Here is a 24,020-nt window from a genome sequence, read left to right as displayed (position 1 = left end):
ATGACGATCCCAACCGTGACACCTGATATCGAGCAAGTACTGAAGCACAACAGGAGGGCATGGGCTAAGCACGTCACGGGGCGCATAGTTCTCGGCCTGGCCCTGATGGCGCTGTCGTACGTGCTGTACCTGGTGGGTGTCCCGGATTCCTTCTTCACGGCACTTCCCGTCCCTGTCGGGTTTTTCGTGCTGCTTTTCCTGCTCATCCGGACCAGGCGCGGTCGACGTCTTACCGCGTGCGAGAGAGTACTGCGAACGTATCCCCTCGAATACCGCACGAGAGTGGACAAGAAGAGCGAGCAGTGGCTGCTGCTCGGCACGGTGTTCACCGTCAGGGTCTCCATTCGCGGTCAGCACGGCGCTCCGTTGATGCGCGCGATCAATGCGTCAACAGTCCGTCGCTGGCCCAAGGGCGCGGAGGACGGTGGGGCTTGGGTCGCGGGTGATCTCCCCTTTGGCGGGGTCATGATTGTCCCCGGCACCAATGACATGCTGTTCATGCAGCCATCGGACTGGCAGAAGTTCGCCGACGAGCGCGAGCAGGCCGACCCCTCACGTAGTGCGCGGGCACAGCAGGCGGGGCTCACTCAGTTGGTTGAGAGGGAACCGAACATCACGCACTTTTATTAGGCGATCGCGCTATTGATCGCCAGCTGTTCCTTCGACGCCGCGGTTTCGGTATGGACCACCGGGTCTATCCAACGGGGGCAAGGCAAGCGATTGCCGGTGGCGGGGCGGGAGATGCCCTGAAGGAGATGGCTCAAGAGGTCCTCTCCGGTCGTGCCGGTCTTCGCCAGGTCGCAGGCCGGGTGGATCGCCGCTCAACAGCTGCCGGGGAACTGGAGGAATAGCATGGCCATGCCGGAACTTCCCGATATGGGAGATCCGATTCCGCGAACAGGGCCTACGCGAAGCAAGTACACCCTCTACAGGAACGCGTTGATCTTTTTTGGAGTGGTGTCCCCGTGGATCTTTATCTACGTTTCAACGAGGAACCTGGGGCTTCTCTGGCTCTCGGTGCTGAATCTGATCGGTATGTACACGGGGTTCTATGTCATCATTCGCGCCTGGCGGCGCAACCATACTCGTCGCATGTATGTCGCGCTGCTGAGTTCGATAGCGTGCTTGGTCGTCTGTACATCGCTGTTCAGTGCGCTGAACTGAAGTGTGGACACCTGGGCCCATCGCGATCATGCCGTGGCTCGCTGCGACGACTTCATCGCCTCCTGCCTCCCCGAGGGCGGCTTCACCGCACGGGACGACTCGAAGTCGAAACATTTCCGCCGTTATCCGGTGGAGGATCCGGCGTCCCGGCTCAGTCATGCTGTTGCGCCCTCCCTCGCCGGACTTCGGGCGGGGGAGGGCATCCTCGCTGCGCGGGCCTCCGTCAGATCTACAGCTCGTTCCCTCCGTCGTCGGGTGCGACGGTAATGATTGCAACCGCCGCCGGGTGCGGCTGTGGCGCGTACACGTACACCACGGTCAGGCCCGGCATGCCCTCGCGTGATTCGATTCGGGTCCGGTACACCACCGTCTCGCCGGTGCCCTGTACCGGGCCGCGCCGAATGCCGAGCCTGGGGTTGTCCTCCAGCTCTCGCCGTAGTTCTTCGACAGCTTGATGGGCGGCCGGGCCGAGCATGTGGAGACGTTTTGCCGCCGACGCTGTGATCACGGCGATGGCTCGGCTCACTCCCGGTTGCCTTTCTTGATCTCGGCGATGAGGTCGAGCCCCTCCTGGAGTGCATCGTCGAACTCGGGGTCGCTGAAGGCTTGGATACTGCCGGCATACGTCTTGATGACGTCGGCGACCTGGTGGAGGTCGGTGGCCGTGGACGTGTCCAGGGCGCGAGCGAGGTCGGCCTCAAAACTCTCGGCGTCGCCCGGGAAGCCCCGCCCGTCCCGCAGCGCGGCACGGATGTCGGCCACAGTCCTGAGCTGCGGCGGTCCTGGGTGCGGTGTCTCTGCGTGCTGCGCACTCATGCGTACTCCTCGGGCCAGGTATGCGCTTACGACCATAGTCGCGCTCACGGGTCGATCACGAGCGGGACGGCCGTGCTCATACGTCCTCGCACTGACGCACGGCAAGCGGATCGGATGCCCGGACGCGCAGCGCCGGGCCCTCGTCCAGTCCCAGCACCACGGCGAGGTCATCCACATCACACTGTTCGCTGCATACACTGACGACGGCGCGCCACTCACCCCACACTCTCACCTGCTGGCCAGGCCGCACCATGGCCGCCGCGATCTCCTTCCCGACAGGCCCAGCCACGATGTCCGGTGCTTTCAGTTCGGCCCACACCGTCTTCCCGATCCCGCCCGCGCGCTCCTGGACGCCCCAGCGGTGAGCCAGCGCCTCCACGAGCAGCAGACCGCGCCCGCCAGCCTCCTCGTCTCCGGGGGCCCGCACTTCGGGCCTGCCCGAGCCCGCGTCGCTGACCTCCAGCCGCAGCAGGCCATCCTCCAGCGATCGCGCAATCCGAACGCCCACCTGTCGGCCGCTCGGTACGCGCACACGCAGCGCGTTGGTCACCAGCTCGGAGAGCACCAGCTCCGCCGAGTCCAGAACTTCTTGGTTTACGCCCCAACAGCCGAGCACAGCGTGTAACACCGCACGGGATCTCGGCACGCTTCGGCGGGACCGTGAGAGTCGAAAGGTGACTTCGTTCGAGCTGGAGCTCTCTGCCATGGCGCCCCCTGAGGGTCCGTAGCTGCTGACCAATTCGCCGCGCCGCCAGACCAGTTACTGGCGAGCCATTCGCAGCGCTCTGTAGCATATGTATCGGCGCAATATTGCATGGAGCTTGATGACCCTGATTCACCCTTTCAGGTTAGAGTCGCGCCCCTGCACCTCTGACCTCTGGTAGGAGTCGCACATGCCTACTGTCAAACCATCCACTGTGCTCGGGCGTCAACTCGGTGACGAACTGCGCAAATTCCGTGAGGCTGCCGGTGTATCCATGCTGGAAGCCGCCGAATTACTCGACTGCACCAAGGGAAAGATCAGCCGGATGGAGAACGGGCACGTACCCGTCCGCACCCCCGATCTGAGCGCGCTCATGCATGCCTACCGGGTCGAGGACCCGGAGACACGCAACCGCCTTGGAGCCATGGCACTGCGAGCCAACCGGCGTCGTCGCGACGGGTGGTGGCATCAGTACAGCTCGGTTCTGGGTGACGCGTACCGCGATCAGATCGAATTGGAAGCTATTTGCGACACCGTCCGGACGTACGAGGTACAGCTGATCCCGGGACTCCTCCAAACCGCGGAGTACGGCCGTGCAGTGACCGTGGCGTCAAGGGCTTGGAAGACGCCGGAAGAGATCGATCAGTTCGTCCAGGTACGGCTCGCCCGACAGCGACGGCTCACTGACAAGGGCCCCATGTCGCTTTGGGCCGTGCTGGCGGAAGGAGTCCTCCGACAGCAGGTGGGCGGTCCCCCAGTGATGCAGGCGCAGTTGGAGCACCTCGCCAAGATGGCCGAGCTCCCCAATATTACTGTCCAGGTATTGCCGTTCTCGCGCGGTGCCCATTCGGGTATGTTCGGCCCGTACCTGTTGCTGAGCTTTCCCCAGGTGACGTCGCTCGACCTGGTACTGACGGAGACCCCAAGCGGCAATATCTGGATGGAGCGCGAACCGGAAGCCGCGTACTACCGCACCCTCTTCGACGGTGCCCGCACCACCGCGCTGCCGCCGACGGAGTCGCTTGCACTGATCCGCCGCACCGCCAAGGAGTACCGAGCATGAGCCAGGACCACGACATACTTCCCGTACTCGCGGAAGCAACATGGCGGACCAGCAGTTACAGCGGCGGGCAAGGCAACTGCGTCGAAGTCGCCGACAACCTCCTCACCCTCATCCCCGTCCGCGACAGCAAGCACCCCACCGGCCCCGCCCTCGCGTTCTCCCTCAGCGCATGGACTGCCTTCGTAGAGCACCTGCGCTGAACGGAGAGCCCGGAACCTCACCTGGCGAAGGCTGGGCCCCAACCGTGGGCGCGCCGCCCCTCACCCGTGCCGCGCCCCGGTCACACCCCCCGACGACTACGCTGCGTTCTCCTCCCCCCGTCCTCGTCCGCGATCTCCTGCCAGTGCCGCTCGGCGATCTCCATCAGCGTCCCCTCGCCCGGAACCCTCGACTGCTTCGGTCCCTGGACCGCGCGGGAGTGCACCCCGTGCCAGTCGGAGTGTCGGGTGAACCCGACGTGAGCGAGACACCTTGCTGATCTTTGGCAAGGGGCGCGGCACCTTCGAAGTGACGGTGCCTGTCTACGCAGTCGACGACTGGCGATATCCGAGACCGTGGTCAACGGTCACGGAGTCGCCGTGGTCGTCACCCACGTCCGACCGAGTGATCAGGACCTCGTCACGCGAAGGTCACGTGAAGAACACCACCAGCAGGCTGATCACAAGCCCGATCACGCCGACGGCGACCATCGCGAAGCAGGCGCGGAACAGCCCCTGGTGCGACGCCTGCGCCGAGACGAAGCCCGTGACGGCGCCGAAGAGGCCGGAGGCGAGGGCGATCAGCGCGCCGAAGCCCCAGGCGCAGCCCACCGCGATGGCGTAGGTCCAGCCGTGGTCCAGCTGGTACGACGTGTCGCTGACCTTGCGAGCCTCGATGACGTGGCCCCGCTGGTACAACGCGTCGCTCTTCAGCTCCGCGTTGAGGTCCTTCGCCGAGCCGTTGTCGGCGGTGAAGGTGCCGTAGCACCACCTGGTCTTGGTCTTCTTTCGTGAACTGCTCGACGAACTGCGGTACTTGTACTCGACGGTGCAGTTGTCGACCGTGAGCTTGCCCGGAGTTGACGTCGCGTAGCGGACGGGGCCGAGGTAGGCACCCAGGCTCAGGAGGACGACGCCTACGAGGATCAGGCCGGCGCCGATGAGGCGGCCGAGGCCCGTTCGGTCACCCGCTGCGGCGGTGTTCGGCGCGGTGTTCCCATGCACTTGGGTCATTGAGGGTTCCTCAGAAGTCAGAAGGACGGCAGAAATCGGAAGAGGGATACGGCCTTACGCGACGAGTGCGCAGATCAGTGCCGTCAGGGCCCCGATGGCGAACAGGCCACCCAGCGCGGGGCCCGTCACCTTCTGGGCCGGCAGTCGCCGCCAGGACTCCGTGGCGCCGGGGCCGTTTCGGGTGCCGAAGCCGGTCAGGAGGCAGAAGATGCCGAACGTCAGCAAGGAGAGGCAGAACGCGAGGATCGCGGCGTCCTTTCCGGGGGCCCGGTCCTCGGGCAGTTCGAAAGAACCGTCTGCTTGTACGACACCGATTTTCGCGCCGCTCTCCAGACGCGAGGACGTTTCCACTGTCACGTCTTTGTACGTGGCTCCACCACTGTTTGCCGTCCAGGTGCCCGTGCAGCTGAACTTGAGTTCCGTTGTGCGTCGGTGCGTGCCGTAGTGGGTCTTCGTGCGCGCTTCGCATGAAGAAACGGTGAGGGTTCCGTCCGTGCCCTCGCCGGCGAGTTCGCCGCGGAGCTCCGGAACGGTCACCACGGCGACGATGGCGGCCAGCAGGATCAGTCCCAGGCCGAGGAGTCTTCCCGCCCACAGGGTCCCTGTGCTGCGATAACTCGGCTGTGTTGTCACCACTGTTGGTATCCCCCCGGGAACTTGACGATCTCTTGACTGACGGGCTGGCTGAGTCGTGCGCGTGGAGTCTAAGGTATCGGCCTGTCGTCCAATATGAACTGCAGCAAAGGGAGTCCGGGGGAGAGCGGTGGAGTTCGACACCTTTGACGTCGACACGACGGTACTCAAGAAGCAGGGGCAGAACTTCGTCGAACTCGGGAGCGATTTCTCGAAAGCCTCCAAGGGGCTTCAGGACACTCTCGACGGGCTCGGCGAACCGTGGGCGGACGCTGACTTCGGGGAGATCTTCGGTCAGGTCTACACGCCGATTCGCGATGGAATCTTCACGTCGATGGACAGCCTTGCGAAACGGCTCTCCCAGATCGGCCACAACCTGGAAGACATGGCCCGTAACTACGACGACTCGGAGACGTCGAACAGTGGCCAGTTGAACGGGATCATCAGCGAAGTCGGCAAAGTCTAAGAACTTCAAGCAAATAACGGGACTATCGGCATGGCGCTCACGCTGCCCAGTGAACTCGTCTGGGTGCTCGACCTTCTCGGCTACTCCTGGCCCGAGGCCGACGAAGACGCACTGCACCAGGTCGCCGAGACCTGGCGGGCTTTCGGCAAACAACTCGAAGAGATCGAGACGCACGGCGAGGGTTACGCCCGTACCGTCGTCGCCGGCAACGCCGGTACGGCCGTCGACGGCTTCAGCAAGGCCTGGGGCGCGTACACCGGCTCGAACGGCGAGGACAGATACCTCCCCGACGCGCGGACCGCCTGCGAGGTGATCGCCCTCACCTTCGACGGGGCCGCCATCGCGGTCCTCACGGCGAAGCTGGCCGTGATCGCCCAACTCATCGCCCTGGCCATCGAGATCATCGCCGCGCAGGCGTCCGCCCCCTTCACCTTCGGACTCTCCGAGGTCGGCGCGCTCGGCGCGACACAGGCCACGCGCGTGATCGTCCGGGAGCTGCTGGCGAAGCTCAGGAAGGAGGTCATGGAGGCGATCACCAAGGCCATGGAGCACGCCACCATGGACGCCCTGAAGAAGATCGCCAAGGAGCAGCTGGAGAAGATCACCAAGGAGAAGGTCAAGCAGTTCGCGAAGGACCAGATCAAGGAGCAGGCCAAGAAGTTCGTCCAGGAGAAGGTGGTCGACGCGGCCAAGGACAAGGCCAAGGACGCCGCCATCGGCATGGCCCAGAACATCGGCCGGCAGAGCATCGAGACCTACTTCGACGAGCGTTCCGGCGTCGACTTCGGCGAGACGGCGGGCGTCGCGAAGGACGCGGCCGGCGAGTACGTGGACGGCCTCAAGAGCGAGGTCAAGGGTGGTGAGGGCTCGACCCTCGCCGGCTACACCGACGTACAGGGGCATGTGGACAACGCCGTCGACGGTGCGACAGAGAAGGTCACCGGGGCGGTCGGCGATCGCGTGCAGCGCGGTGCCGACGCGCTGTCCGGACGCAGCGGTCAGGCCGGGGAGGCGTCGTCCGACGGGGCGGCCGGGTCCACCTCGGACTCCGGCTCCTCGAACAGCACGACCAGCACGACCACGCAGGCGTCCCACTCCAACAGGCCGGCTGCCGCCGCCTCCGCCTCGCGCTCCGGGTCCTCGCACAGCGGCGGGAACGCGCAGGACTGGGCCCGTGACGAGTTCGGGTGACCGCGCCCGCCACCCCGCTCGCCCCCGTAAACCGCCGCCCCGATCACCATCGGGCCGTAACAGGAAGGACGTACGCACCCATGACCGCGGACCGGGAGATCCAGGACGAGGAACTCATGGGGATCGCCCAGGACCCCGAGCAGGCGCTGCGGTTGCACCGCTCCCTGCGCACCATCGCCGGCGCGACCTCGCTCGACCCGGCCCTGCGCGACATGGCGCGTGAGGTGCTGAGCGGGGACGTCGATGTCAAGGACGCCTTCCAGGACCCGCGGTACACGGAGGCCGTGTACCAGCGCCTCCACGAGATGCGCCGGGCGGCCGACGACCTGACGTATGCCGAACAGCAGCAGTCCAAGGCGCAGTTCGGGGAATGGGACGCACGGCAAGAGGCGGACCTGGACCGCGAACGAGCCGAACGGGACGCGCCGGTGCACGACTTCGGGCGGGCGGGGCGGCCGGCGCAGCGCTGAGACCGGGGGGTGACCGCGTCCACGCCGGCCGCCTTGATCGCCGTATATCCCAATTGCCGTATGTCCCCATGGGATTCAGCGGAATGCGGCGGTCAGCGGTCGTCGTGCGGGCATTCCGACCTCCGGACCCCGTCGGCTAGGGTGAGCGCTTCGAACTCATGAGTGAGCTGGAGCAACGGGGGTTGCCTTATGTCCACTTGGGTGGACTCGCCATGCGCTGAAGGGCAGTTGGGCCGGTCGAGCGGGAGCCGACGTGGCGTCTGACTTCTCGCGGCTGATGAAGCAGGACTTCTCCGACCTGGAGGCCGCGGCCAAGGCCTGGCGCGGCCTGTCGACGACCATGGACTCCCTCACCGACCGCCACCGCCGGCAGGTCACGGGACCGCTGCACGCGTCCTGGAAGGGCGACGACGCCGACGCGGCCCTCTTCTATCTGGAGGACGTCGAGTCGCGGATCGGTGTGGTCGAGACGGAGGCCATGGCCGTCGCCGAGGTCCTGGACACCACGAAGTTCTGGATGGAGCAGTCCCAGACGGACCTTCGCAACGCGGTGCGGCGGGCCGAGGAGGACCACTTCGAGGTCGACGACGACGGCGGGGTCAGCGATCCGACGACCGACGCCCTGCCGCGCCAGGACCCCGACGCACGGGCGATCATCGCGGACCGCAGCGCTCTGCTGGGCGAGCATCGGGCACGGATCGACGAGGTCCTGGCTACCGCGCTCAAAGCCGCCGACGACGGGGCGAAGGCCCTGGCCGAGCTGAACGGTGACGTCCTTACCGACCCGTTCAGCCATGACGCGGCGGCGGAATCCGCCCACGACGTCACGAACGCGATGAAGGCCATCGGCGTCCAGCCTCCGCGGATCCCCGAGGACGACCCCAAGGCCGCCGCCGAGCGGTGGAAGGCACTCAGCCCCGAGGAGCGGCAGACCTACACCACGCTCTATCCGAAGGAGATCGGCGCGACCGACGGTCTGCCGACGGACGTACGCGACGACGCCAACCGCACCGCCGTCGCCCAGGAACTCAACGCGCTCGAAGAGGGCAACTACGACGAGGAGTTCCCGGGCGAGAGCGACGAGACGGTCAACCACCGCCTGAACAACCTCCGGGTACTCAACGACCAGCTCGAAGCCCGGGACAACGCGCCCAAGGGCAAGGAGCTGTACCTCCTCGGCTACGACTCGAAGGACGACGGCCGGGCCATTGTCGCCATGGGCAACCCGGACACCGCCGATCACACCGGCATCCTGGTGCCGGGCACCAACACGAACATGGACGCCGTACCCGGTCAGATCGAGCGCATCGGCAAGCTGCAGGGGGCGGCGGAGGACCGCTCCGACGGCGAGAGCGTGGCGATGATCACCTGGCTCGGCTACGACGCCCCCGAGGCCTCCGCGACCGACTTCAACAGCGTCGGCGGGACCGGACGGGCCGAGGACGCCGCACCTGACCTGCGTCAGTTCGTGGCGGGCACACATGCCTCGCACGACGGTTCGCCGAGCCACACCACCGTCCTGGGCCACAGCTACGGCTCCACAGTGGTCGGCGCCGCCGCTTCAGGAGGCTCCGGCCTGGGCGCGGACGACGTAGTGGTGGTCGGTAGTCCAGGGATGACGGTGGCCAACGCGCAGGACCTGCAGATGGATCCGGAACACGTGTGGATCGGCGGTGCGGCGGACGACCCCGTCATCAACAACTTCTCCGACTACACACTCGGTCCCGACCCGATGCTTGGAAGCTTTGGTGGCAACAATTTCGAAGTCGACACCCATGGGCACAGCGGCTACTGGGACAAGGGCAGTGATTCTCTCGACAACCAAGGAGCAGTCATCGCCGGCAGGCCGGCCACGGAGGCTCCGAAGAAGGGTGCCGACCAGCCGCCGGAGGCCTACATCGTTCCCGGCCTGTAACTCCCTTCTCCGCACAGTACTGGCTGTTTCCGCGGCCCTGCTCCTGACTGGAGGCTGTATGTCTCAAGGCGACGACGACCCCAACGCCCCGCTGCCCCGCATGGCGAAGGACGCAGCGCTGAAATGGGCCAAGGACTACACCGCGTACATGGCCCGGCTCACCGACGTCGAGCTCATCCCCTCGACGGCCAAGGTGAACTTCGAGGCCTGCGTCGGGGAGAACGACGAGGTCGCCGAGGACGGCCGGTACAGCCTCTTCTACTACGTCCGCTCACCGGCCCCCGTGACGGAGCACACCCGCGTCGTGCGGACGCTTCGCCGGGAACTGCCCGAGCAGGGCTACGAAGTCACGGGATACCGGGAGTTCAAGGACGCCTATGAATCAGCGGTGTTCAGGGCCGACAACAAGAAGAACTCCTATCGGGTCACGGCCGAGACTGTCGGTTCCGGCAAGACGAAGCCGCAGCGTCTGTCCTTCTCCGTACGCACCCCCTGCATGCTTCCGCCCGGCGCCAAGCAGCAGCAGTTCTGACCGCTTGACCCCTTGAACCCCTGAGAGGACCCGGACGTGTCCCAGCGCACCGACGTCGACCCGGCCGAGCTTCGCGCCTCCGCCGGGGCCTGCGACGACATAGCCCGCACGATGAAGAGCCCCGCAGACAAGGCCGTCAAGGAGGCCGGAACCGCGGGCAGTTCGCTCACCGGCTGGTCGGTCGGACCGGCGCTGACGCAGCTCGCCACGAGCTGGAAGCCCGCCCTCGACGGCCTGCACGCCCGCATCGAGGCCGGCGGCGACAACCTCAGGTCCTCCGCGGACGGCCATGAGTGGAACGACGAGCGGGTCTCCCAGGACTTCGAGAACACGGACACGGACATGGGTACGACGACGCAGTCGACCCCCGGTGCGATGCCGGCGGTGCTGCGCCCGGGCGGCCGGTCGGCCGGTGCCGCCTCGCCGGACCCGCGCACCTCCTACGGCACCAACATGCCGACGTACGACGAGACGATCGGCACCCGGCCCACGCCCGGCACGAACGACTTCGGCTGAGGCCTTTGCCGAGGTCTCCGCAGGGTGGGCACCGGTGGCTACGACCACCGGGCGGTGTAGCGGACAGGGCGGTCAGGATCATGGATTTCTTCGGTGGAGTCGACGCGCACGAGCTCTTCCTCTCACGTTGCCGCTACCTGAGTGTCGGGTCGGTCCCGGCCTTTTGGGGCGTCACGGTCTTCTTCATCAAGGAGGAGGGCTGGTACTTCAGCTTCCTCCTGTGTTTCGTCCTGCCGCTGATCGCCGCTTACCTGGGGGTTCGGGGGCAGCGGGAGATCCGTACGGGGCTGGCGGCGACGGGACTCGCCCTGGCCGCCGCCACACTGCCGTTGACGTTCCTGCTGGCGTCGGTCGAGGGGGCGTAGCCGATCGGCGGGTGGGCGCGTACGGCTGTCAGGGCGAGGCCCCCCGCGCCCGCTCCCGGTGTCCCTTGCGGTCCGGTACGCCCAGGTAGCCGGGGCGGCGTTCGGTCTTGCCGAGCCACAGCCGGGGGACCTGCTGCTGGATCGCCGTGACCAGGGCGGCCGCGCGGGAACTCGCGGGGACGGGGAGGCGGTAGCGCAGCCGCGGAAGGCCGGGGTGGAGGGAACGTCATCGGGTCTCCGAGTCTCCAGCGCGCCGAGCCCGGGCGGCCGCCCGGAGCGGTGCCTCGGTGTCTGAGGGGAGGTCACGCCTGACGGCGCTTGTTGCCGATCAAGTAGGCGATACCCCAGGCGGCGGCAGCGGCGACGACCAGGCCGAGCGGGGCGAACCAGTCGACTCCGCCGTGGAGTTCGTCGTTTCACCAGGCCTTGGCCGGGAAGAAGGGCTCGACCTTCAGCAGGTCCGTGAGGGCCGTGGGCGACTGTTTCACCGCGTAGATGAGCGGGAGCGCGTTGGCGTAGCCGAAGAAGGCGCCGAGCGCGGCGACGATGGCTCCGCCGATCCGGGCGCCGTTGCTGCGGTGCCCCATCGAGCCGACCAGGGCGCCGACGATCGCTCCGTTGAGGAGCGCGTGGGCGAGGTAGAGGACGTTCGCCGTGGTGGCCGAGAGGTCCTGGTACGTGGCCAGGAGGAGGCCGCTGTAGAGCAGCGAGACGACGACCGAGACGAAGAACGCGAGGAGAACGGCGCCGACCGGGTTGCCGCCGGCGCTCGGCCGCTGCCCGAAGGGCGCCGGCTGGAACGGCGGTCCGGGCTGCATCGGGTACGCCGGTTGCATCGGCGGTTGTCCCTGGAAGGGCTGCGGTCCGGGGTACATCTGGGGTTGGCCGGCTTGCGGCGGGGGTTGCGCGGAGGCGGGCGGGGGGCCGTAACCCTGTGGCTGAGCAGAGGCGGCCGACGGTCCGAAGCCCGGTGAGTGCTGTGGCGGGGCGGGCTGGGTGTACGGGTTGGCCGGGTTCTGGGGTGGCTGCGGAGGTCGCGGTGGTGGTTGGAACGGTGGCTGGCTCATGATTCCCCCACGGAGTGAACCGACAGAAGCAGAAAGTTATCAGTGAGTTCGGGAGGGGCTGGTGGGGGAGGGGAGGGGTGCGTGAAGGGTGACGAGTTGTGCAGTACGTCTGGAGGGTGTCGACCCGGCAGGCACCTCGTATCGGACTTCGGTGCTGCTCTTCCCCGGATCCGCCATGAGTCCAGCTGCGTCCGCGTCAGACCCGGTCGGCGAAGTTGTAGTCCTCGAAGACGCGTTGCCAGCACTGGGCGGCGTAGGCGTCGGGGTCGATACGGGCGAGCCACGACCTCAGGTCGGCTTCGGTGTCCTCGATGGGCCAGTCGGAGGCGAACCACCAGAAGTAGAGCCGGGCCATGGTGACGAACTGGCGGAGCGAACTCCCGGCCAAGGGATCGCTGATCCCGGACGACCCGTCCTGCAGGACCTTGCCACTCGCTCCGTCGAGCAGGAGTTGTGCACCCTGCCAGGTGCCCAGCCGGAATCCGGTCCCCTGGCCGATCGGAGAATCGGAGATGGCCGTCAGACCGGTGGCGGAGAGATCCACGGTTTCGAGTTCCAGGAAGCCTCTGGCATACGGGAAGCCGATTTCGGTCAGGAACCGCCGGGCGTCGGCATCTGCGAGGCTCGCGGGCAGGGAGTCCTCGGCAACCCGCTTGAGGAGGGATGGGCCCCAGACACTCTCGAACCACTCGGCGTTCGCGTGCAGAGCCTCGGCGGGGAAATCGGCGGTTGCCACTCGTGTGTCCGTGCGCAACATCCTCTTCAGGACTTCCGGCTGTGCCGCCTTGGGTTCTGAGGAGTGGATGCGAATGGCGAAGACTCCGTCACTGGAGGACATCACCGCAAGATCACCCGCACGAACGGCGCGACGTACATATCTAGGCATGCGGGGCAGATCGACATGTCCGTCAGCGGCTCCGGCGGGCCTCCACCCATGGAGCCCTTGGTCCGCGGTGAAGGACTCCGGTACCGCGGGCGCGTCAGCCTGATCTGCGGCGGGCTCCCCGGTGCCGAGGCGCCAGATGTTGCTGTTGCCCTGATCGTCCGTGGCGATGGCCAAGGAGTCCGAATCGGTTTGGCCGAGACGCAGTGTGCGTGCGGTCGGCCGCCTGATCAGGTGCTCCGTGGTCGCGATACCAGGGCCGGCGCCATGTGCCCACATGGTGTGCCACGGCCAGGTCGAGGAGTCGGCAGCGGTGAGCAGTTGATCGGCCAAAGTCTCGCCCGAGGGTCCCCGATTGAGGAGGGTGTGGTGCAGGAGAGCCAGCCATTCCCCGTGTGTGGAGGGCCAGACACCTCGTTCGGCGAGGTAGTAGAGGCCGGCTGCGAGGCTCGCCGAAGGGACGGAGTGGTCGTGATAGGCGGCTTCGAATGCCTCGAACAGGCTGTGGTGACTGACCTGGGCCATGGTGGGTGCGTCTTCGAGCAGGGACTCGAAGGCTCCGGCCGCGGCTGCGTGGCCGGCCGCCGAGCGATGTACGTACCAGCGGACCGCGGCGGACACCGGGTCCACCGAGCGCAAGGTGGAGAGCGCCTGGAGATGGAAGCGCTGTGCCTCTTCGGGGGGCAGCGTCCCACGCCACGCCTGGGCGGTGGACTCACGTCGGAAGGCGGCGGCCGGCCAGGTGAATTCGCTGTCTGTCCGTGTCAGCGTGTCCGGCGAATACGAGGAGACCAGCTCCTCCAGTTGTTGGACGGAGAAGTCATGCCCCAGCGCCGAGCACAGAATTGACCATACCGTCAGTGGAACTGTGCGGGATTCGGCAAGTGCGAGGGCGCGAAAGGCTGCGGCCTCCGTCTGGTTCATGGAATCCGTCGGCTGGGCATCGTTTTCGTCGGGGCCGCGCAGCGTCAGTTCACGGCCACGCAGGGATGCCACCATGTCCGCTGTGTGCTCCACCTCGATCAGAAGCCGCATTCGCACGCTGCGCCTGTGATTCCTGATGAGGGTCCGTACCACCTGGTGTACGGCTCGTTCCGGCTCGCGTGTGGTGCGGAGGTTGCCTGCCCATTGCGTATTCGCCAGGATCACCACCGGTCCTGTGGTGATTTTGGTGACCGCCTCCGCGAAATTGCGGCCATAGGTGTCGGGGGCGGCTACACCAAAGGAAGCTGCCAATTTTCTGGCAATCTCCTCGGACGGCATGCCCGCGCAATCCAGGAAGACTGAATCCGGGTGCCGCCCGGCGATCTCCCGAAGCACACCTGTCTTGCCCGCCCGCTCCTTTCCGCCGAACCACAACCAGGCGCTGCTGTCACGTGGCCTGTCGATCCACCGCAGCGCACTGGACAGGGCAAGATCGGGTGAGACTTCGGCCGGTCCGGGGACGGATGTGCTCATACCTCAGGTCGTTTCTAGGAATCCGATGTGGGGGTCGGGAGAGCGTATGCTGCGAGGATGTCAGAAATTCTGTTCAGGTGATGCTGGAAGTCTGCCTCCATTGCCTGGCGCGCCGTGTTCACTCCCTCCCGGCCCTTGGGGTCACTGAAGGGGACGGCCTGCTCGCCCTTCCGGTATCCGGTTCCATAACTTACCGGCATGTGCTCGGGCAGGTACTTGAGGATGTAACCTGAGCAGTCCGCGTGGCCCGGGGATTCGGAAGGATGCCCACACGGCTCGCGCTCCGTGTACATGTGCACCACGTCGAAGGGCTGTTTCCCCTCGGCCGCGCGATCCTCGTTGAGACGCTCTATCCAGCCGCCAATGTGCGGTTCTGAGTGTGCCGGACGGGGTCCCGCGTGGCTGAACGAGCTATCGGCGACATAGTGCGTTTGTTGAGAATGCGGGTCGAACACCTCGATCACGGCAAAGTTCCGGCCCGAGAAGTCCGGCTTCATGCCTTCGGTCGCTGCCACGATCTGATCGGCGACGGACTCGCCGTACGTCTCATCGAGGTGGTGCCGCGTGCGCTGGGCCGGCGAGCTGCTCTTGTTGTCCGAACCGTCCACGTTGGAGAAGTCTGATTTTGCGCGGACCCCGGCAGCCCGTGACGATTCGTGGTTGTCGACTCCGTCGTAGTTCTTCTGGCGGAGGACATCGCGTTGCCGAAGAGGCTCTCGCTCCGCGTCCTCCCTCCATTTGTAGGCGGAGTTCTCGCCCTCACGTGTGTGTGGGCTGGTGCCGACTCCCTGGTTTGTGTGAAAGTCAATACTGAGGCGTGCCAGAGCCGCGACGGTCGCCAATTGCTGTCCGCGGCTCAATTCGCTGAATCCAGGGAGCTTCATCAAGTCGTCACGACGCCATGTGGTGCCGTTTTCGCTGCCCGCAAGCAGTTGGCGCAGGTGCTGGTTGTCGTTGTTTGCCAGGTTCTCCAAATAGTTGTATACGCGTTCCTGGTCGATCTGGTGGACGTTGCGTTCCCGGAGATCTCGTTGCGCCTCGTCGCCGAGTACGCCGTAGTGCTGGTGCTCGCTCGACTGCCGTTCCTCGTACGACGACGAGCTTTCGGGGGGTGCTCCGTCGTCGGTGTTGTCCCCGCCCTCGCTCAGGGGGTCGATCGAACTGTCCTCGGGATGCGAGCCCGCCGGAGCTTCGGGTGCCCGCCGGTCCGTGCCTGCAGGATCGGCCGAAGCATCCCCGCTCTCGCGTGAAGGGGCGCTGTCACTGCTGGGGTGTCGATCCGGAGCTGAGCGATCCGCGTCGGTGGAACCCAGTTCCGTGGGGGCGTGGCTGGACTGGTGGTCGGAGTCCTCACCGGAGGTGGGGTCCGGGGTCGGGGCCGAGGGATGTGACTGGGTGGTCTGCTGGCCCTGCTGCTCCTCTGCCGAGTCGTCCGTCCCCTGCTGCGAGGTGTCGTCGGTGCCACCCTGCGACGTATCCGCCCCCTCCTGCGACGCCTCACTCCCCTCATGAGACGTGTCCGTCCCCTGCTCGGAGTTCTCGGACCCCTGGGTGTGCGGTTGGCTGGTGTCGATCGGGTTCTGGTTGGCGTCCAGCGGTATGTGCCACACGTGTGCGGCGTTGTCGATGTGGAGCGGGGTGTTGCTGACCTGGCCGCTCTGGGTGTCGATCCAGATGATGTTGCCGTGGTGGTTGACGGCGTTGAAGGCGTGGCCGCCTCCGCCGGGCCAGTCGACCTGGACGATGGCTGCTGAGCCGTGGCCGGCCTGTTGGAGGGTGGAGGCGATGTTGTCGGCGGTGTCGGGGTTGTTGCCGGGGCCCGCGTAGGTGTGGGCGGCGCCGGTCCAACGGATCTGGTTGTCGTTCGCGTTGTGCTCGGGCGACCAGGGGTCCGGGTTGCCGTTGGCGTCGGTGTCCAGGGTTCGGGGCGCTGAGACCTGCGGGTTCCCGTACCAGGTCTCCAGGAACGACCGGGAACAGTCGGCGCAGTTGTTGCTGCGGCCGGGCACGGTGTTGCCGCCGTCGTTCTGGAGTTGCGACCAGGAGCCGAAGGGGTCGGGGAAGCGCTGCGGGGTGCCGTCTTCGTTGTGCGGCACAGCGTCGACCAGCGCCTGCTGATCGGCCGGGTCCGGGTCGGTCAGGCCTCCCGGGTAGTGGTCCAGATCGGCGCGGATGTCCTCCAGGCTGTCCTGGTGGGGATGTTGCTGCTGGCTGGGGTCGCCGGGGGTGGCCTGCGGCGAGCCCGGCTGCTGCGGCGCGGCCGGGTTCGCGTGCGACGGTGACGCCGAGGCCCCCGGGGTGCGGATGGGGGTGTGCACCGGAACCGGCGTCACCTGCGAATGCTGCTGCTGTTGCTGCGAGTTGTTGTTGGGCGGGGTGTTCTGCGCCGGCGTGCTGGACTGCCCGGCGGGCTGCTGCGGGGAGCTGGGGGTGCTGCCCGCGGGTTGCTGGGGAGGCCTGTTGGGGGCGGAGCCGGTGCCCGGCTGGTTCTGGGTGCCGGGCGTGCCAGATGGCCCCTGCGTGGTGGGGCTGTTGGTGGTGCCGGGCTGGTTCGAGGAGTTCGTCGTACGACCGCTCGGCGCCGACGAGTTCGACGTACCGCTGCTCGATGTCGACGTGCGATCGGACCCGGTACCGATCGAAGTGGACGCCGACGTCGTGGAGTTGCCGGTGGACGACGACGTGGTCCTGGAGGGCGTGGACTGGGACGCGTTCTGGTTCGGGGTGGACGTAGTCGAGTTCTGCCCCGGCGTGCTGGTACGAGTACTGCCGCTCGGGTCCGTGGTGTTGCGAGGTGTGCTTCGGTCGCCCGGAGTGGTACCCGGGGTGTTCCGTGGCGTGGTGCCGTCCCCCGGCGTCGTGTTCCGCAAGGTGTCGCGGGGCGTCGTACGGTCGCCCGCCGTCGTATCCGGCGCGTTCCGCGACGTGGGGTTCGGCGTGTGGCTCGGCGTGGAGGCAGGCCCGCTTCCCGTCGTGGACGACGTACCGGACGTACCGGATGTGCTGACCGAACTGGTCCTCGCCGCACCGGAGTTGGGCGTAGGGCTGCTCGGACTCGTGCCCGACGCGGAGCTGCCCGGCGTACTCCCGCCGTGCTGCGAGCCGCCTGCTACGCCGCCACCCCCGGTCGTAGGCGCCATCGGCGACGTCGGCATCCCCGAGCCCCCATCCGCACGCCCCCCGGTACCCGCAGTCGGTGACGAGTCGCTCGTCGTCGGCGCAGGCGCCGCGTTGGTGTGCGTGGGCGTGCTGGCCGCCAGGCTGTCGATCGAGGTGCCGATCGAGCCGTGGCCGCCCGACGAGGACGAGGTACCCCCGGACGACGCGGAAGTCGGTACGGAATGCGCGGTCGGCGACGAGAGGCCGGACACGGAGGAGCCGCCGGAATGGGACGGGCCGGACGTGCTCGTGGCGTCGGACGTGCTGACAGAGTCGCCGCCACTGTGTGACGTACTGCTGGGTGACGGGTCGTCGAAGTCCGACAGCGTCGGCCCCGAGTGGGAGAGCGTCGGCCGCGGGGCCCCGGAGTCGAGCCCCGAGTCGGAACCGGAGTGCGACCCCGACGAGTCGGAGCCCGGCCCCGAACCCACATCCGACCCGCCGACACCGTTGCCGCCGGTGTCGGCGGATATCCCGCCACCTATGTTCGTGCCGCTGCCCGAATGCGTCGATGTCGAGGAGTCGGAGCCGTTGGAGTCGGAGCCGTTGGAGTCGGAGCCGCGCGAGGACGAATCGGACGACGAGTCCGAACTCCCGTCACCATCCGACGAGTCCGAACTCCCGTCACCATCCGACGAGTTGGAACCCTCATCGCCGTCCCCGCCATCGCTCCCCGATGTCCCCGACCCCCCGTTGTAACCGTCGATCCGGCTGTCGACCGCGTGGTGGGCCCGCTGTCCCGCCTTCGCGCCCAGGCTGTCGCGCACGCCCTCCGCGAGGGTCTGCGGGGTCTGCTTGATGGCCTGCCAGGCGCTGTCGGTGCCGGCCTTGACGGTCGTGCCGAGGTCGTAACCCTCCTGGGCGCCGAAGCCGACGTTGACCGTCTGGCGGATGAGGTCGGTGATGATCGCTTCGATCATCGAGATCGCCGGCTCCTTCATCGCCTCGACGATCGCCTCCATCAACGCCTCTTTGAGCTCGTCGAAGAGACGGCGCACGATCAGCCGGGTGACCTGGGTCGCGCCCAGGGCGCCGACCTCGGACAGGCCGAAGGTGAAGGGCGCGGCGGCCTGGGCGGCGGCGATCTCGATGGCCAGGGCGATCAGTTGGGCGATCACCGCCCACTTCGCGAACTCGACGAGGTAGGCGCAGGCCTCCATCACATTCGCGATGATGTAGGCGGCCTGGGCGGCGTTGGCGAGGTAGCCGTCGCCGCCTCCGCCGTCGAACTTGGCGTAGGTCTTGGTGAAGGCGTCGATCGACTCGCCGGCGTTGTGGGCCACCACCTGCCGGGCGCTGGCGTTCGCCGAGGTGTGCAGCCCGGTGACGTCGTCGCCGAACTTCCGCCACAGGGCGGCCGAGTCCCTGAGCTTGTCCTCGTTCGCCGTCGGCCAGTGGTAGCCGAGCATCTCGAGAACCCACTCGAGCTCGTCCGGCAGCATCATCGCCACAGCAGAAAGCACCCCCGTCAGCCGACACGGCTGTACAACTCCCCCCTCGGGCAAGGGAAATCACACAGGAGTACAGCCGTCTGCAAAGTTTACGGAATCACTCGCGGGCAACTTCAGGGTGTTGCTGTCACAAATCCGTCACCATGCGGCCCGGAAGGGCGGCACGCGGCGAGGGCCGGACCTGGGTGAAGCACAGCGTGTGGTTGAGCTTCTGGCCGTTGCGGTACTGGATGCCGTAGTCGTACTCGGACCCGCGGTCGGCTGGTTCGGCGCCAAGGCCGCTCAGACGAAGTAGCTGACCAGGAACGACACCCCGGCCCCGACGATCCCCACGCCGATCATTCCGAGCAGGACCGGACGCGTGACTCCCCGCCCCGCCGCATCCCAGGCCTCGTCGTACGAGACGCGGCTCTGGCCGAAGGGCGCGTAACCGGTCGCGAGGCAGAACACGCCGAGGCCCGTGAGCACCCAGCCGCCGAAGAAGGCGCCGAAGTAGCGCCAGGCCCGGTCCATGCCGCCCTGGATGTAGTCGCCGTCCGCGGAGGTCTCCGTCGTGGGCGCGTCGCTCTGCTGCACCGACAGTTCGGAACCCGCCGCGTACCGTTGCCTGACCTGCACCGCGGCACCCGAGTCGGTGCTCTTGCCGTCGTCGGACACGAAGGTGCCCTCGCAGCGGACCGGGCGACGGTTCTTACGGCTGCTGCGTGAGGCGTTGTTCGGATAGCTGACCTCACACTGCTTCACCGTCAGGGTGCCGTGCGTGCCCGCCCACCCCGCCAGATATGCCCCCTCGTACGCGCCCCATCCGCTCAGCGCGAGGCCCGCGAGCAGGAAGACCAGGCCGCCCCAGCGCCCGAGACGGCCGAAGGCCCGGCCGAGGAGACCGGCGGCGGAACGGTCTGTATTGCCTTTGCCTGTTCCTGTGCCCTGCGTCTGAGCCATGACGGTGAGGTCCTTCTCCTCTTCGGCCAGTGTGGGTTCGGCCCCGGTGGGGGATCGGCCGGTGGGGGGTCAGCATGACATCCGTGCGTGACGGGAGATACTTCGGGTGTCCGAGAGGCGAGGGCCAGCGAGGAGCGGCGACATGACCAGGCGACCCGAGAACTCCCCCGACCCGCAGGGCGCTACGCCGGAGCGCGGTGTGCTCGACGAGGCACTCGAACCGGAGCAGATACGCTCCCTGAACTCCGCCCTGCGCAAGCTCTCCGAGAACGACGGCGCCGGCACGGACCTCCAGGACGCGGCGAAGAAACTCCTCTCCGGCCGCCTAGCCCTGCGCGACGCCTTGGACGACCCCGCGGTGTCCCGCGCCCTGGGCAGCGGCATGGCCTCCCTGCGCGGCCAGTGGGAGTCCCTCTCCGACGAGGAGCGCGAGCAGATCAGGCACGGAGAGCCGCTGGGAGGCGGAGCCCCCACTTCGGCCCCGACCGACCCGAGGAGCCCGGCGGGCGAGACCTCACAGCAGGGGAAGAAGAACCAGGGACGGCACAGCGGCGGATTCTCGCTGTACTGACCCCTGACCTGACCCGCACCGATCACTGGCGCTGTCTGCGGTACAGCTCGATGGCCTGAGCGGTCGGGTAGTTGGGGACGGTGACGGTCTCGCCGGTGTCCTTGGACACCACGATCTTGCTGCCGCCGGGCGGCGCGGGCCGAGGCCGGCCGGCGGCGTCCGTGACCGGCGGGGACACGGTGTACACCAGGTACCCGATGTCGAACTCCTCGACGCGCAGCTCCGCGGGGGTGCCGTCCGGCAGCTTGGGCTGTGCGTAGCGGCCGCGCACGATGGCGAGGGCCTGCTCGGGAGTGGTCGGCGGTGCCGGGCTGTCCGAAGTCACAGGGCGCTCTCCTTGTTCTCTCAGGTCTCTCGGTAGCGATCTTCAGAGGGCCGATCAGGACAACCGACTCAGAACAACCCGTGCCACATCTGCTCGACGATCAGCGACCACCAGGTGTCGGCGTTGGCCAGCGCGGACGCGTCGAAGGCCACCAACTGCTCCTGCAGCGCGGCCACTTCACGGCCCGCTGCGGCCGGGTCCAGGCCCCGCATCCGCTGCCGTACCGTGGCGAGCAGCGCCAGGGAGCGGGCGAAGGCGGACGCCGAGGCGTTGACGTAGCGGGCCTCGGCGGTGACCGGATCAACTGCCCAGAGCGCGCCGAGCCCGTCCGGCTCCGTCGTACCGGGCAAGCACTGCACGGCGATGACCGCGAGCCCGTCGAAGCCGATCCGGGCCAGATGTGCCAGGACGCCGATCCGCTCCTCGCCGGCCGGGCTCCGGCGCTCACGCAGATTCGTGGCGACGTCGGTCAACAGGCCGCCGGCCGGAGGGTTGTCGGCCCGGTCCGCCGTGAAGAAGAGCGGAACGTCGGCGGGGAGCCCTGCCCAGGTGAGGGTGGACTTGGTGGACTCGGGCAGGGAGCCGGCGGCGATCTCGTCGGCGTCGAGGCGCCGTACGCCGTCCTCGCCGAAGACGTCGACGAGGTGGCGGCCGAGGGCCACGTCCCGCATCGGCTCCGCCGGCGTCACCTGGTCGGGAACCGGGAGGCGGTGCGGGCGGGGCGGCGGCTCCTGGCCGGCGACCCGGTGCAGCATCCCGACCTGCTCGACCAGCGCCGCGACGCCCTCCGCGCGCTCCTCGGGACGAGCTCCGTAGCTCTGCGAGCAGGAGAGCTCGGCGTTCGGGAAGGAGTTGATGAGCTCGGACGTGTAGCCGCCCGGGAGCAGGCTGGGACGCAGGTCCGTGTGGACGGCGAGGATGCTGTCGACGGGTACGTTCATCCGCCGCAGCTCGGCCCACGCCTGGTACTCGGCGGGGGGCAGGCCCGGGCCGGAGTTGCGGAAGAGGGTGGTCTCCTCGCCGTTCGCCGGGTCGGTGTAGGTGAAGACGGCGGTGTTGCCCGGGCCCGTGACCGGACGGGCGCCCTCGGGCGCGGCCGCGCCGCGTGCCGCCGCCTGCTCCTGGCTGGTCAAGGGGGGACTCCTTCGAGATGGCTGGTCGAACGTGTGGGGACGGAGTGTCGTTACGAGGCTATCGCCGGGTCCGCCGAACGGATGCGGAGGGCCTTCGCCCCGCGCTCGGTCGCGACGACGAGGATGCCGTCGGGGGAGAGGTCGGCCGCCGTGAAGGGAGTGTCGGAGATGAGCGCGGCCACGATCTCTTCGCTCGCCCGGTCCCAGACACGCAGGTAGTCGGCGCCGCGGCTCAGCGCCAGAGGGGCGGCGGCCCGCTTGTCCTCGGAGGGGCGCAGGATCTGCCCGGGGTCGATGGTGCCGAGGTCGTCCGGTCCGGCCAGGCCATGGACGAGCATCGCCGATTCGGCCGCGTCCTCAGGTTCGCCCACCGGGTGTGCGCCGGGCGTGCCCGCGGGCACTGTGAGAACGGCGATGGGGACGGCCGGCCCCTCGGGCCGGGGCAGGCTGCCGACGGTCAGGGCGCTGATGCCGGGGACGGGCAGGCTCCACAGGGTCTGCCAGGGCAGGTCGAGGCCGAGCCGGCCGTGGATGGCGTGGGCGTACTCGGGCAGGCCGTCGTCGACGAAGGCGGTCTCCAGCAGCGCGGCACGCAGCACGGCGGGCGCCTGGGTGCGGGTCAGCAGGGGCGCCGTACGCAGGTAGGTACGGGCGGGTGCGCCGAGTTCCCCGGCCGGTACGGCCTCGATGGCGGCGCGCAGCGGGACCGGGTCGGCGTGGACGAACAGCCCCGGATCCGTGAGGAGTTGGGGCAGTAGGCCCGCTTCCAGCGTGTGGCCCGCGACGTGGTCGCGTACATACGGATCGGCCTTGTTCCAGTCCTGCTCCGGCACGGCCTCCAGCAGCGCCATCGCGATCTGCGTCTGGGCGGCGCGGACGCTGGGCAGACCGGCGCGGATCTCGTCACCGAGGGCCGGGTGCAGCAGCCGGAGCAGCGTACGCGGGCCGTCTCCCGCTACCTCCTCCGGCTGCACGAAGGGCGCGGCGAGCAGCATCCCGCCCGCGACGGCCCGGCTCATGTCCTGTCCGGCGACCGCACTCGCCAGCCGCGCCCACAACTGGACCGGTATGCCGTCGGCCTCGGCCAGGGCGAGCGGGGCCAGCATCAGCCGCAGCGTCTGCGGGTCGGCGCCGAGCCGTCGGGCATGCAGGTCGAGGGCCTCGCCCACCGACGTCGGCAACCAGCTCTCGTCGGCCGGGTCGAAGCCCTCGGGGGCCATCAGGACGCACTGGACGGCGAGTTGGACCACCAGCGGACTGGTCCCGGCCCGGCGGCCGATGGCCGCGCCGAGGGCGAGGCGGGCGGCGGGATCGACGGTGAACGGCAGCTCGGGCGCCCCGAACTCCGGATCCAGCGCCGCCTGCGCGTGCCGCACCAAACCCTCGGGGTCGGCCCACTCCGGCTCGTCGAGGTCGATGATCCGTACGGTGCCGGGCGCCAGACCCGCGGCCAGTTCGGCGGCCAGCGGGTATGGCACCTCGGCCAGGAGCCGGACCGTTTTGGTGGCGGCCAGTGGCGCGAGCATCTCCCGTACCAGCCGTGCAGGCTCGCCTGCGGCCCGTACCGGACCGGCCCGGTCGACGTCCGGTACGACGACGGTCACCGGCTCATCGAGCGCGGCCAGCTCGGCGTACACGCCCTCGACACTGGTGGCGTTCAGCTCGAAGTGGTCGGCGAGCAGCCACAGGGCCTGGGCCGCGGTCAGCCCGTCAAGGGCCGGCACCGCCGGGGCCGGCAGCTCCGGCGGGACCGTCGACGGATCCATCTCGTCCAGCGGCAGTCGCTTGCGGAAATCCGGCTCGCACAGCATCAGGAACCCGGTGAGCAGTCGCGAACGCCCGCTGCCGGAGCCGCCGGTGAGCACGACCACGCGCGGAGCACCGGGCGCGGCCGCACGCCACGCGGCGAGCGCACGCAGCACGGCGGTCCGGCCGCCGATGTGCGGGTGCGGTGCGTAGTCCTCGGTCGAGCCGGTCATGGGTCCC

At 68.0% G+C, this 24,020-nt stretch carries 24 protein-coding genes; 12 read left to right on the top strand and 12 right to left on the bottom strand.

The window, feature by feature from the left end; translation table 11 throughout:
* Positions 1-630: a hypothetical protein gene (locus ABT114_RS23815; protein ID WP_351144862.1), complete on the top strand. Its 630-nt coding sequence runs from the start codon at positions 1-3 to the stop codon at positions 628-630.
* Positions 631-852: 222 nt separating this feature from the next.
* On the top strand, positions 853-1,164 hold the full coding sequence (locus tag ABT114_RS23810) for a hypothetical protein (protein ID WP_351144861.1): 312 nt from the start codon (positions 853-855) through the stop codon (positions 1,162-1,164).
* A 229-nt stretch (positions 1,165-1,393) separates the two neighbouring features.
* Here the strand turns inward: ABT114_RS23810 and ABT114_RS23805 are convergent, their stop codons facing one another.
* The 3 genes from ABT114_RS23805 to ABT114_RS23795 all read right to left on the bottom strand — a co-directional run bounded on the left by ABT114_RS23805 (position 1,394) and on the right by ABT114_RS23795 (position 2,686).
* Entirely contained in the window at positions 1,394-1,690 is a 297-nt protein-coding gene (locus tag ABT114_RS23805; RefSeq protein WP_351144860.1) for a hypothetical protein, read from the bottom strand.
* Positions 1,687-1,980, bottom strand: a complete 294-nt coding sequence (locus tag ABT114_RS23800) for a hypothetical protein (protein WP_351144859.1) — start codon at positions 1,978-1,980, stop codon at positions 1,687-1,689. Before ABT114_RS23800 ends, ABT114_RS23805 begins: the two co-directional genes overlap by 4 nt.
* Positions 1,981-2,056: 76 nt before the next feature.
* Positions 2,057-2,686 carry an ATP-binding protein gene (locus ABT114_RS23795; RefSeq protein ID WP_351144858.1) on the bottom strand — a complete coding sequence of 210 codons (630 nt, stop codon included), beginning with the start codon at positions 2,684-2,686 and terminating at the stop codon, positions 2,057-2,059.
* A gap of 187 nt (positions 2,687-2,873) precedes the next feature.
* Here ABT114_RS23795 and ABT114_RS23790 point away from each other — a divergent pair, with 187 nt between their 5' ends.
* Positions 2,874-3,746: a helix-turn-helix domain-containing protein gene (locus ABT114_RS23790; protein WP_351144857.1), complete on the top strand. Its 873-nt coding sequence runs from the start codon at positions 2,874-2,876 to the stop codon at positions 3,744-3,746.
* A complete protein-coding gene (locus tag ABT114_RS23785) occupies positions 3,743-3,946 on the top strand; it encodes a DUF397 domain-containing protein (protein WP_351144856.1) in 204 nt (67 codons plus the stop codon). The genes ABT114_RS23790 and ABT114_RS23785 overlap by 4 nt, the downstream gene beginning before the upstream one ends.
* A gap of 429 nt (positions 3,947-4,375) precedes the next feature.
* Here the strand turns inward: ABT114_RS23785 and ABT114_RS23780 are convergent, their stop codons facing one another.
* Together ABT114_RS23780 and ABT114_RS23775 are read right to left on the bottom strand one after the other, a co-directional pair.
* A complete protein-coding gene (locus ABT114_RS23780) occupies positions 4,376-4,957 on the bottom strand; it encodes a hypothetical protein (RefSeq protein ID WP_351144855.1) in 582 nt (193 codons plus the stop codon).
* A 54-nt stretch (positions 4,958-5,011) separates the two neighbouring features.
* Complete coding sequence (locus ABT114_RS23775) at positions 5,012-5,590, bottom strand: hypothetical protein (RefSeq protein WP_351144854.1); 579 nt, start codon at positions 5,588-5,590, stop codon at positions 5,012-5,014.
* Between the two features lie 130 nt (positions 5,591-5,720).
* Here ABT114_RS23775 and ABT114_RS23770 point away from each other — a divergent pair, with 130 nt between their 5' ends.
* The 7 genes from ABT114_RS23770 (at position 5,721) to ABT114_RS23740 (ending at position 11,045) form a co-directional block, all read left to right on the top strand.
* Complete coding sequence (locus tag ABT114_RS23770; RefSeq protein WP_351144853.1) at positions 5,721-6,056, top strand: hypothetical protein; 336 nt, start codon at positions 5,721-5,723, stop codon at positions 6,054-6,056.
* A gap of 30 nt (positions 6,057-6,086) precedes the next feature.
* Positions 6,087-7,247: a WXG100-like domain-containing protein gene (locus ABT114_RS23765; RefSeq protein ID WP_351144852.1), complete on the top strand. Its 1,161-nt coding sequence runs from the start codon at positions 6,087-6,089 to the stop codon at positions 7,245-7,247.
* An 80-nt stretch (positions 7,248-7,327) separates the two neighbouring features.
* Entirely contained in the window at positions 7,328-7,717 is a 390-nt protein-coding gene (locus ABT114_RS23760; RefSeq protein WP_351144851.1) for a hypothetical protein, read from the top strand.
* A 253-nt stretch (positions 7,718-7,970) separates the two neighbouring features.
* Positions 7,971-9,632: an alpha/beta hydrolase gene (locus ABT114_RS23755; RefSeq protein WP_351144850.1), complete on the top strand. Its 1,662-nt coding sequence runs from the start codon at positions 7,971-7,973 to the stop codon at positions 9,630-9,632.
* Between the two features lie 58 nt (positions 9,633-9,690).
* Complete coding sequence (locus tag ABT114_RS23750) at positions 9,691-10,164, top strand: hypothetical protein (protein WP_351144849.1); 474 nt, start codon at positions 9,691-9,693, stop codon at positions 10,162-10,164.
* 36 nt (positions 10,165-10,200) lie between these two features.
* Positions 10,201-10,680 (top strand): WXG100 family type VII secretion target, encoded by a 480-nt coding sequence (locus ABT114_RS23745; RefSeq protein WP_351144848.1) that lies wholly within the window; start codon positions 10,201-10,203, stop codon positions 10,678-10,680.
* An 80-nt stretch (positions 10,681-10,760) separates the two neighbouring features.
* Positions 10,761-11,045, top strand: coding sequence for a hypothetical protein (locus ABT114_RS23740; protein WP_351144847.1), 285 nt, complete (start codon positions 10,761-10,763; stop codon positions 11,043-11,045).
* Positions 11,046-11,461: 416 nt separating this feature from the next.
* Here ABT114_RS23740 and ABT114_RS23735 read toward each other — a convergent pair whose 3' ends face one another.
* From ABT114_RS23735 to ABT114_RS23720, 4 genes are all read right to left on the bottom strand, one after another.
* On the bottom strand, positions 11,462-11,881 hold the full coding sequence (locus tag ABT114_RS23735; RefSeq protein WP_351144846.1) for a hypothetical protein: 420 nt from the start codon (positions 11,879-11,881) through the stop codon (positions 11,462-11,464).
* A gap of 427 nt (positions 11,882-12,308) precedes the next feature.
* On the bottom strand, positions 12,309-14,453 hold the full coding sequence (locus ABT114_RS23730; protein WP_351144845.1) for an SUKH-4 family immunity protein: 2,145 nt from the start codon (positions 14,451-14,453) through the stop codon (positions 12,309-12,311).
* 14 nt (positions 14,454-14,467) lie between these two features.
* Entirely contained in the window at positions 14,468-19,075 is a 4,608-nt protein-coding gene (locus ABT114_RS23725; RefSeq protein WP_351144844.1) for a toxin glutamine deamidase domain-containing protein, read from the bottom strand.
* A 270-nt stretch (positions 19,076-19,345) separates the two neighbouring features.
* The gene (locus ABT114_RS23720) at positions 19,346-20,005 is read right to left on the bottom strand and encodes a hypothetical protein (RefSeq protein WP_351144843.1); all 660 of its coding nucleotides are present in this window, start codon (positions 20,003-20,005) and stop codon (positions 19,346-19,348) included.
* Between the two features lie 142 nt (positions 20,006-20,147).
* Between ABT114_RS23720 and ABT114_RS23715 the strand changes: the two genes are divergently transcribed.
* Positions 20,148-20,576 (top strand): hypothetical protein, encoded by a 429-nt coding sequence (locus tag ABT114_RS23715; RefSeq protein ID WP_351144842.1) that lies wholly within the window; start codon positions 20,148-20,150, stop codon positions 20,574-20,576.
* A gap of 22 nt (positions 20,577-20,598) precedes the next feature.
* Here ABT114_RS23715 and ABT114_RS23710 read toward each other — a convergent pair whose 3' ends face one another.
* The 3 genes from ABT114_RS23710 to ABT114_RS23700 form a co-directional block, all read right to left on the bottom strand.
* The gene (locus ABT114_RS23710; protein ID WP_351144841.1) at positions 20,599-20,901 is read right to left on the bottom strand and encodes an SUKH-4 family immunity protein; all 303 of its coding nucleotides are present in this window, start codon (positions 20,899-20,901) and stop codon (positions 20,599-20,601) included.
* Between the two features lie 68 nt (positions 20,902-20,969).
* Positions 20,970-22,034 (bottom strand): SUKH-4 family immunity protein, encoded by a 1,065-nt coding sequence (locus ABT114_RS23705; RefSeq protein ID WP_351144840.1) that lies wholly within the window; start codon positions 22,032-22,034, stop codon positions 20,970-20,972.
* 50 nt (positions 22,035-22,084) lie between these two features.
* A complete protein-coding gene (locus tag ABT114_RS23700; protein ID WP_351144839.1) occupies positions 22,085-24,013 on the bottom strand; it encodes an ATP-binding protein in 1,929 nt (642 codons plus the stop codon).
* Between the last annotated feature and the right edge of the window lie 7 nt (positions 24,014-24,020).

Source organism: Streptomyces sp. NPDC002088 (assembly GCF_040296605.1).
Classification (GTDB): domain Bacteria; phylum Actinomycetota; class Actinomycetes; order Streptomycetales; family Streptomycetaceae; genus Streptomyces.
Note: the sequence above shows the minus strand (reverse complement) of the source record. Positions and strands in the feature narration are given on the sequence as shown.

What these genes read in the sequence shown, in the direction of transcription:
- ABT114_RS23795 (WP_351144858.1), bottom strand. Translation starts at nt 2,686, where the DNA reads ATGGCAGAGAGCTCCAGCTCGAACGAAGTCACCTTTCGACTCTCACGG.
- ABT114_RS23765 (WP_351144852.1), top strand. Translation starts at nt 6,087, where the DNA reads ATGGCGCTCACGCTGCCCAGTGAACTCGTCTGGGTGCTCGACCTTCTC.
- ABT114_RS23740 (WP_351144847.1), top strand. Translation starts at nt 10,761, where the DNA reads ATGGATTTCTTCGGTGGAGTCGACGCGCACGAGCTCTTCCTCTCACGT.
- ABT114_RS23750 (WP_351144849.1), top strand. Translation starts at nt 9,691, where the DNA reads ATGTCTCAAGGCGACGACGACCCCAACGCCCCGCTGCCCCGCATGGCG.
- ABT114_RS23730 (WP_351144845.1), bottom strand. Translation starts at nt 14,453, where the DNA reads ATGAGCACATCCGTCCCCGGACCGGCCGAAGTCTCACCCGATCTTGCC.
- ABT114_RS23735 (WP_351144846.1), bottom strand. Translation starts at nt 11,881, where the DNA reads ATGCAACCGGCGTACCCGATGCAGCCCGGACCGCCGTTCCAGCCGGCG.
- ABT114_RS23700 (WP_351144839.1), bottom strand. Translation starts at nt 24,013, where the DNA reads ATGACCGGCTCGACCGAGGACTACGCACCGCACCCGCACATCGGCGGC.
- ABT114_RS23715 (WP_351144842.1), top strand. Translation starts at nt 20,148, where the DNA reads ATGACCAGGCGACCCGAGAACTCCCCCGACCCGCAGGGCGCTACGCCG.
- ABT114_RS23800 (WP_351144859.1), bottom strand. Translation starts at nt 1,980, where the DNA reads ATGAGTGCGCAGCACGCAGAGACACCGCACCCAGGACCGCCGCAGCTC.
- ABT114_RS23790 (WP_351144857.1), top strand. Translation starts at nt 2,874, where the DNA reads ATGCCTACTGTCAAACCATCCACTGTGCTCGGGCGTCAACTCGGTGAC.
- ABT114_RS23780 (WP_351144855.1), bottom strand. Translation starts at nt 4,957, where the DNA reads ATGACCCAAGTGCATGGGAACACCGCGCCGAACACCGCCGCAGCGGGT.
- ABT114_RS23810 (WP_351144861.1), top strand. Translation starts at nt 853, where the DNA reads ATGGCCATGCCGGAACTTCCCGATATGGGAGATCCGATTCCGCGAACA.
- ABT114_RS23720 (WP_351144843.1), bottom strand. Translation starts at nt 20,005, where the DNA reads ATGGCTCAGACGCAGGGCACAGGAACAGGCAAAGGCAATACAGACCGT.
- ABT114_RS23760 (WP_351144851.1), top strand. Translation starts at nt 7,328, where the DNA reads ATGACCGCGGACCGGGAGATCCAGGACGAGGAACTCATGGGGATCGCC.
- ABT114_RS23815 (WP_351144862.1), top strand. Translation starts at nt 1, where the DNA reads ATGACGATCCCAACCGTGACACCTGATATCGAGCAAGTACTGAAGCAC.
- ABT114_RS23785 (WP_351144856.1), top strand. Translation starts at nt 3,743, where the DNA reads ATGAGCCAGGACCACGACATACTTCCCGTACTCGCGGAAGCAACATGG.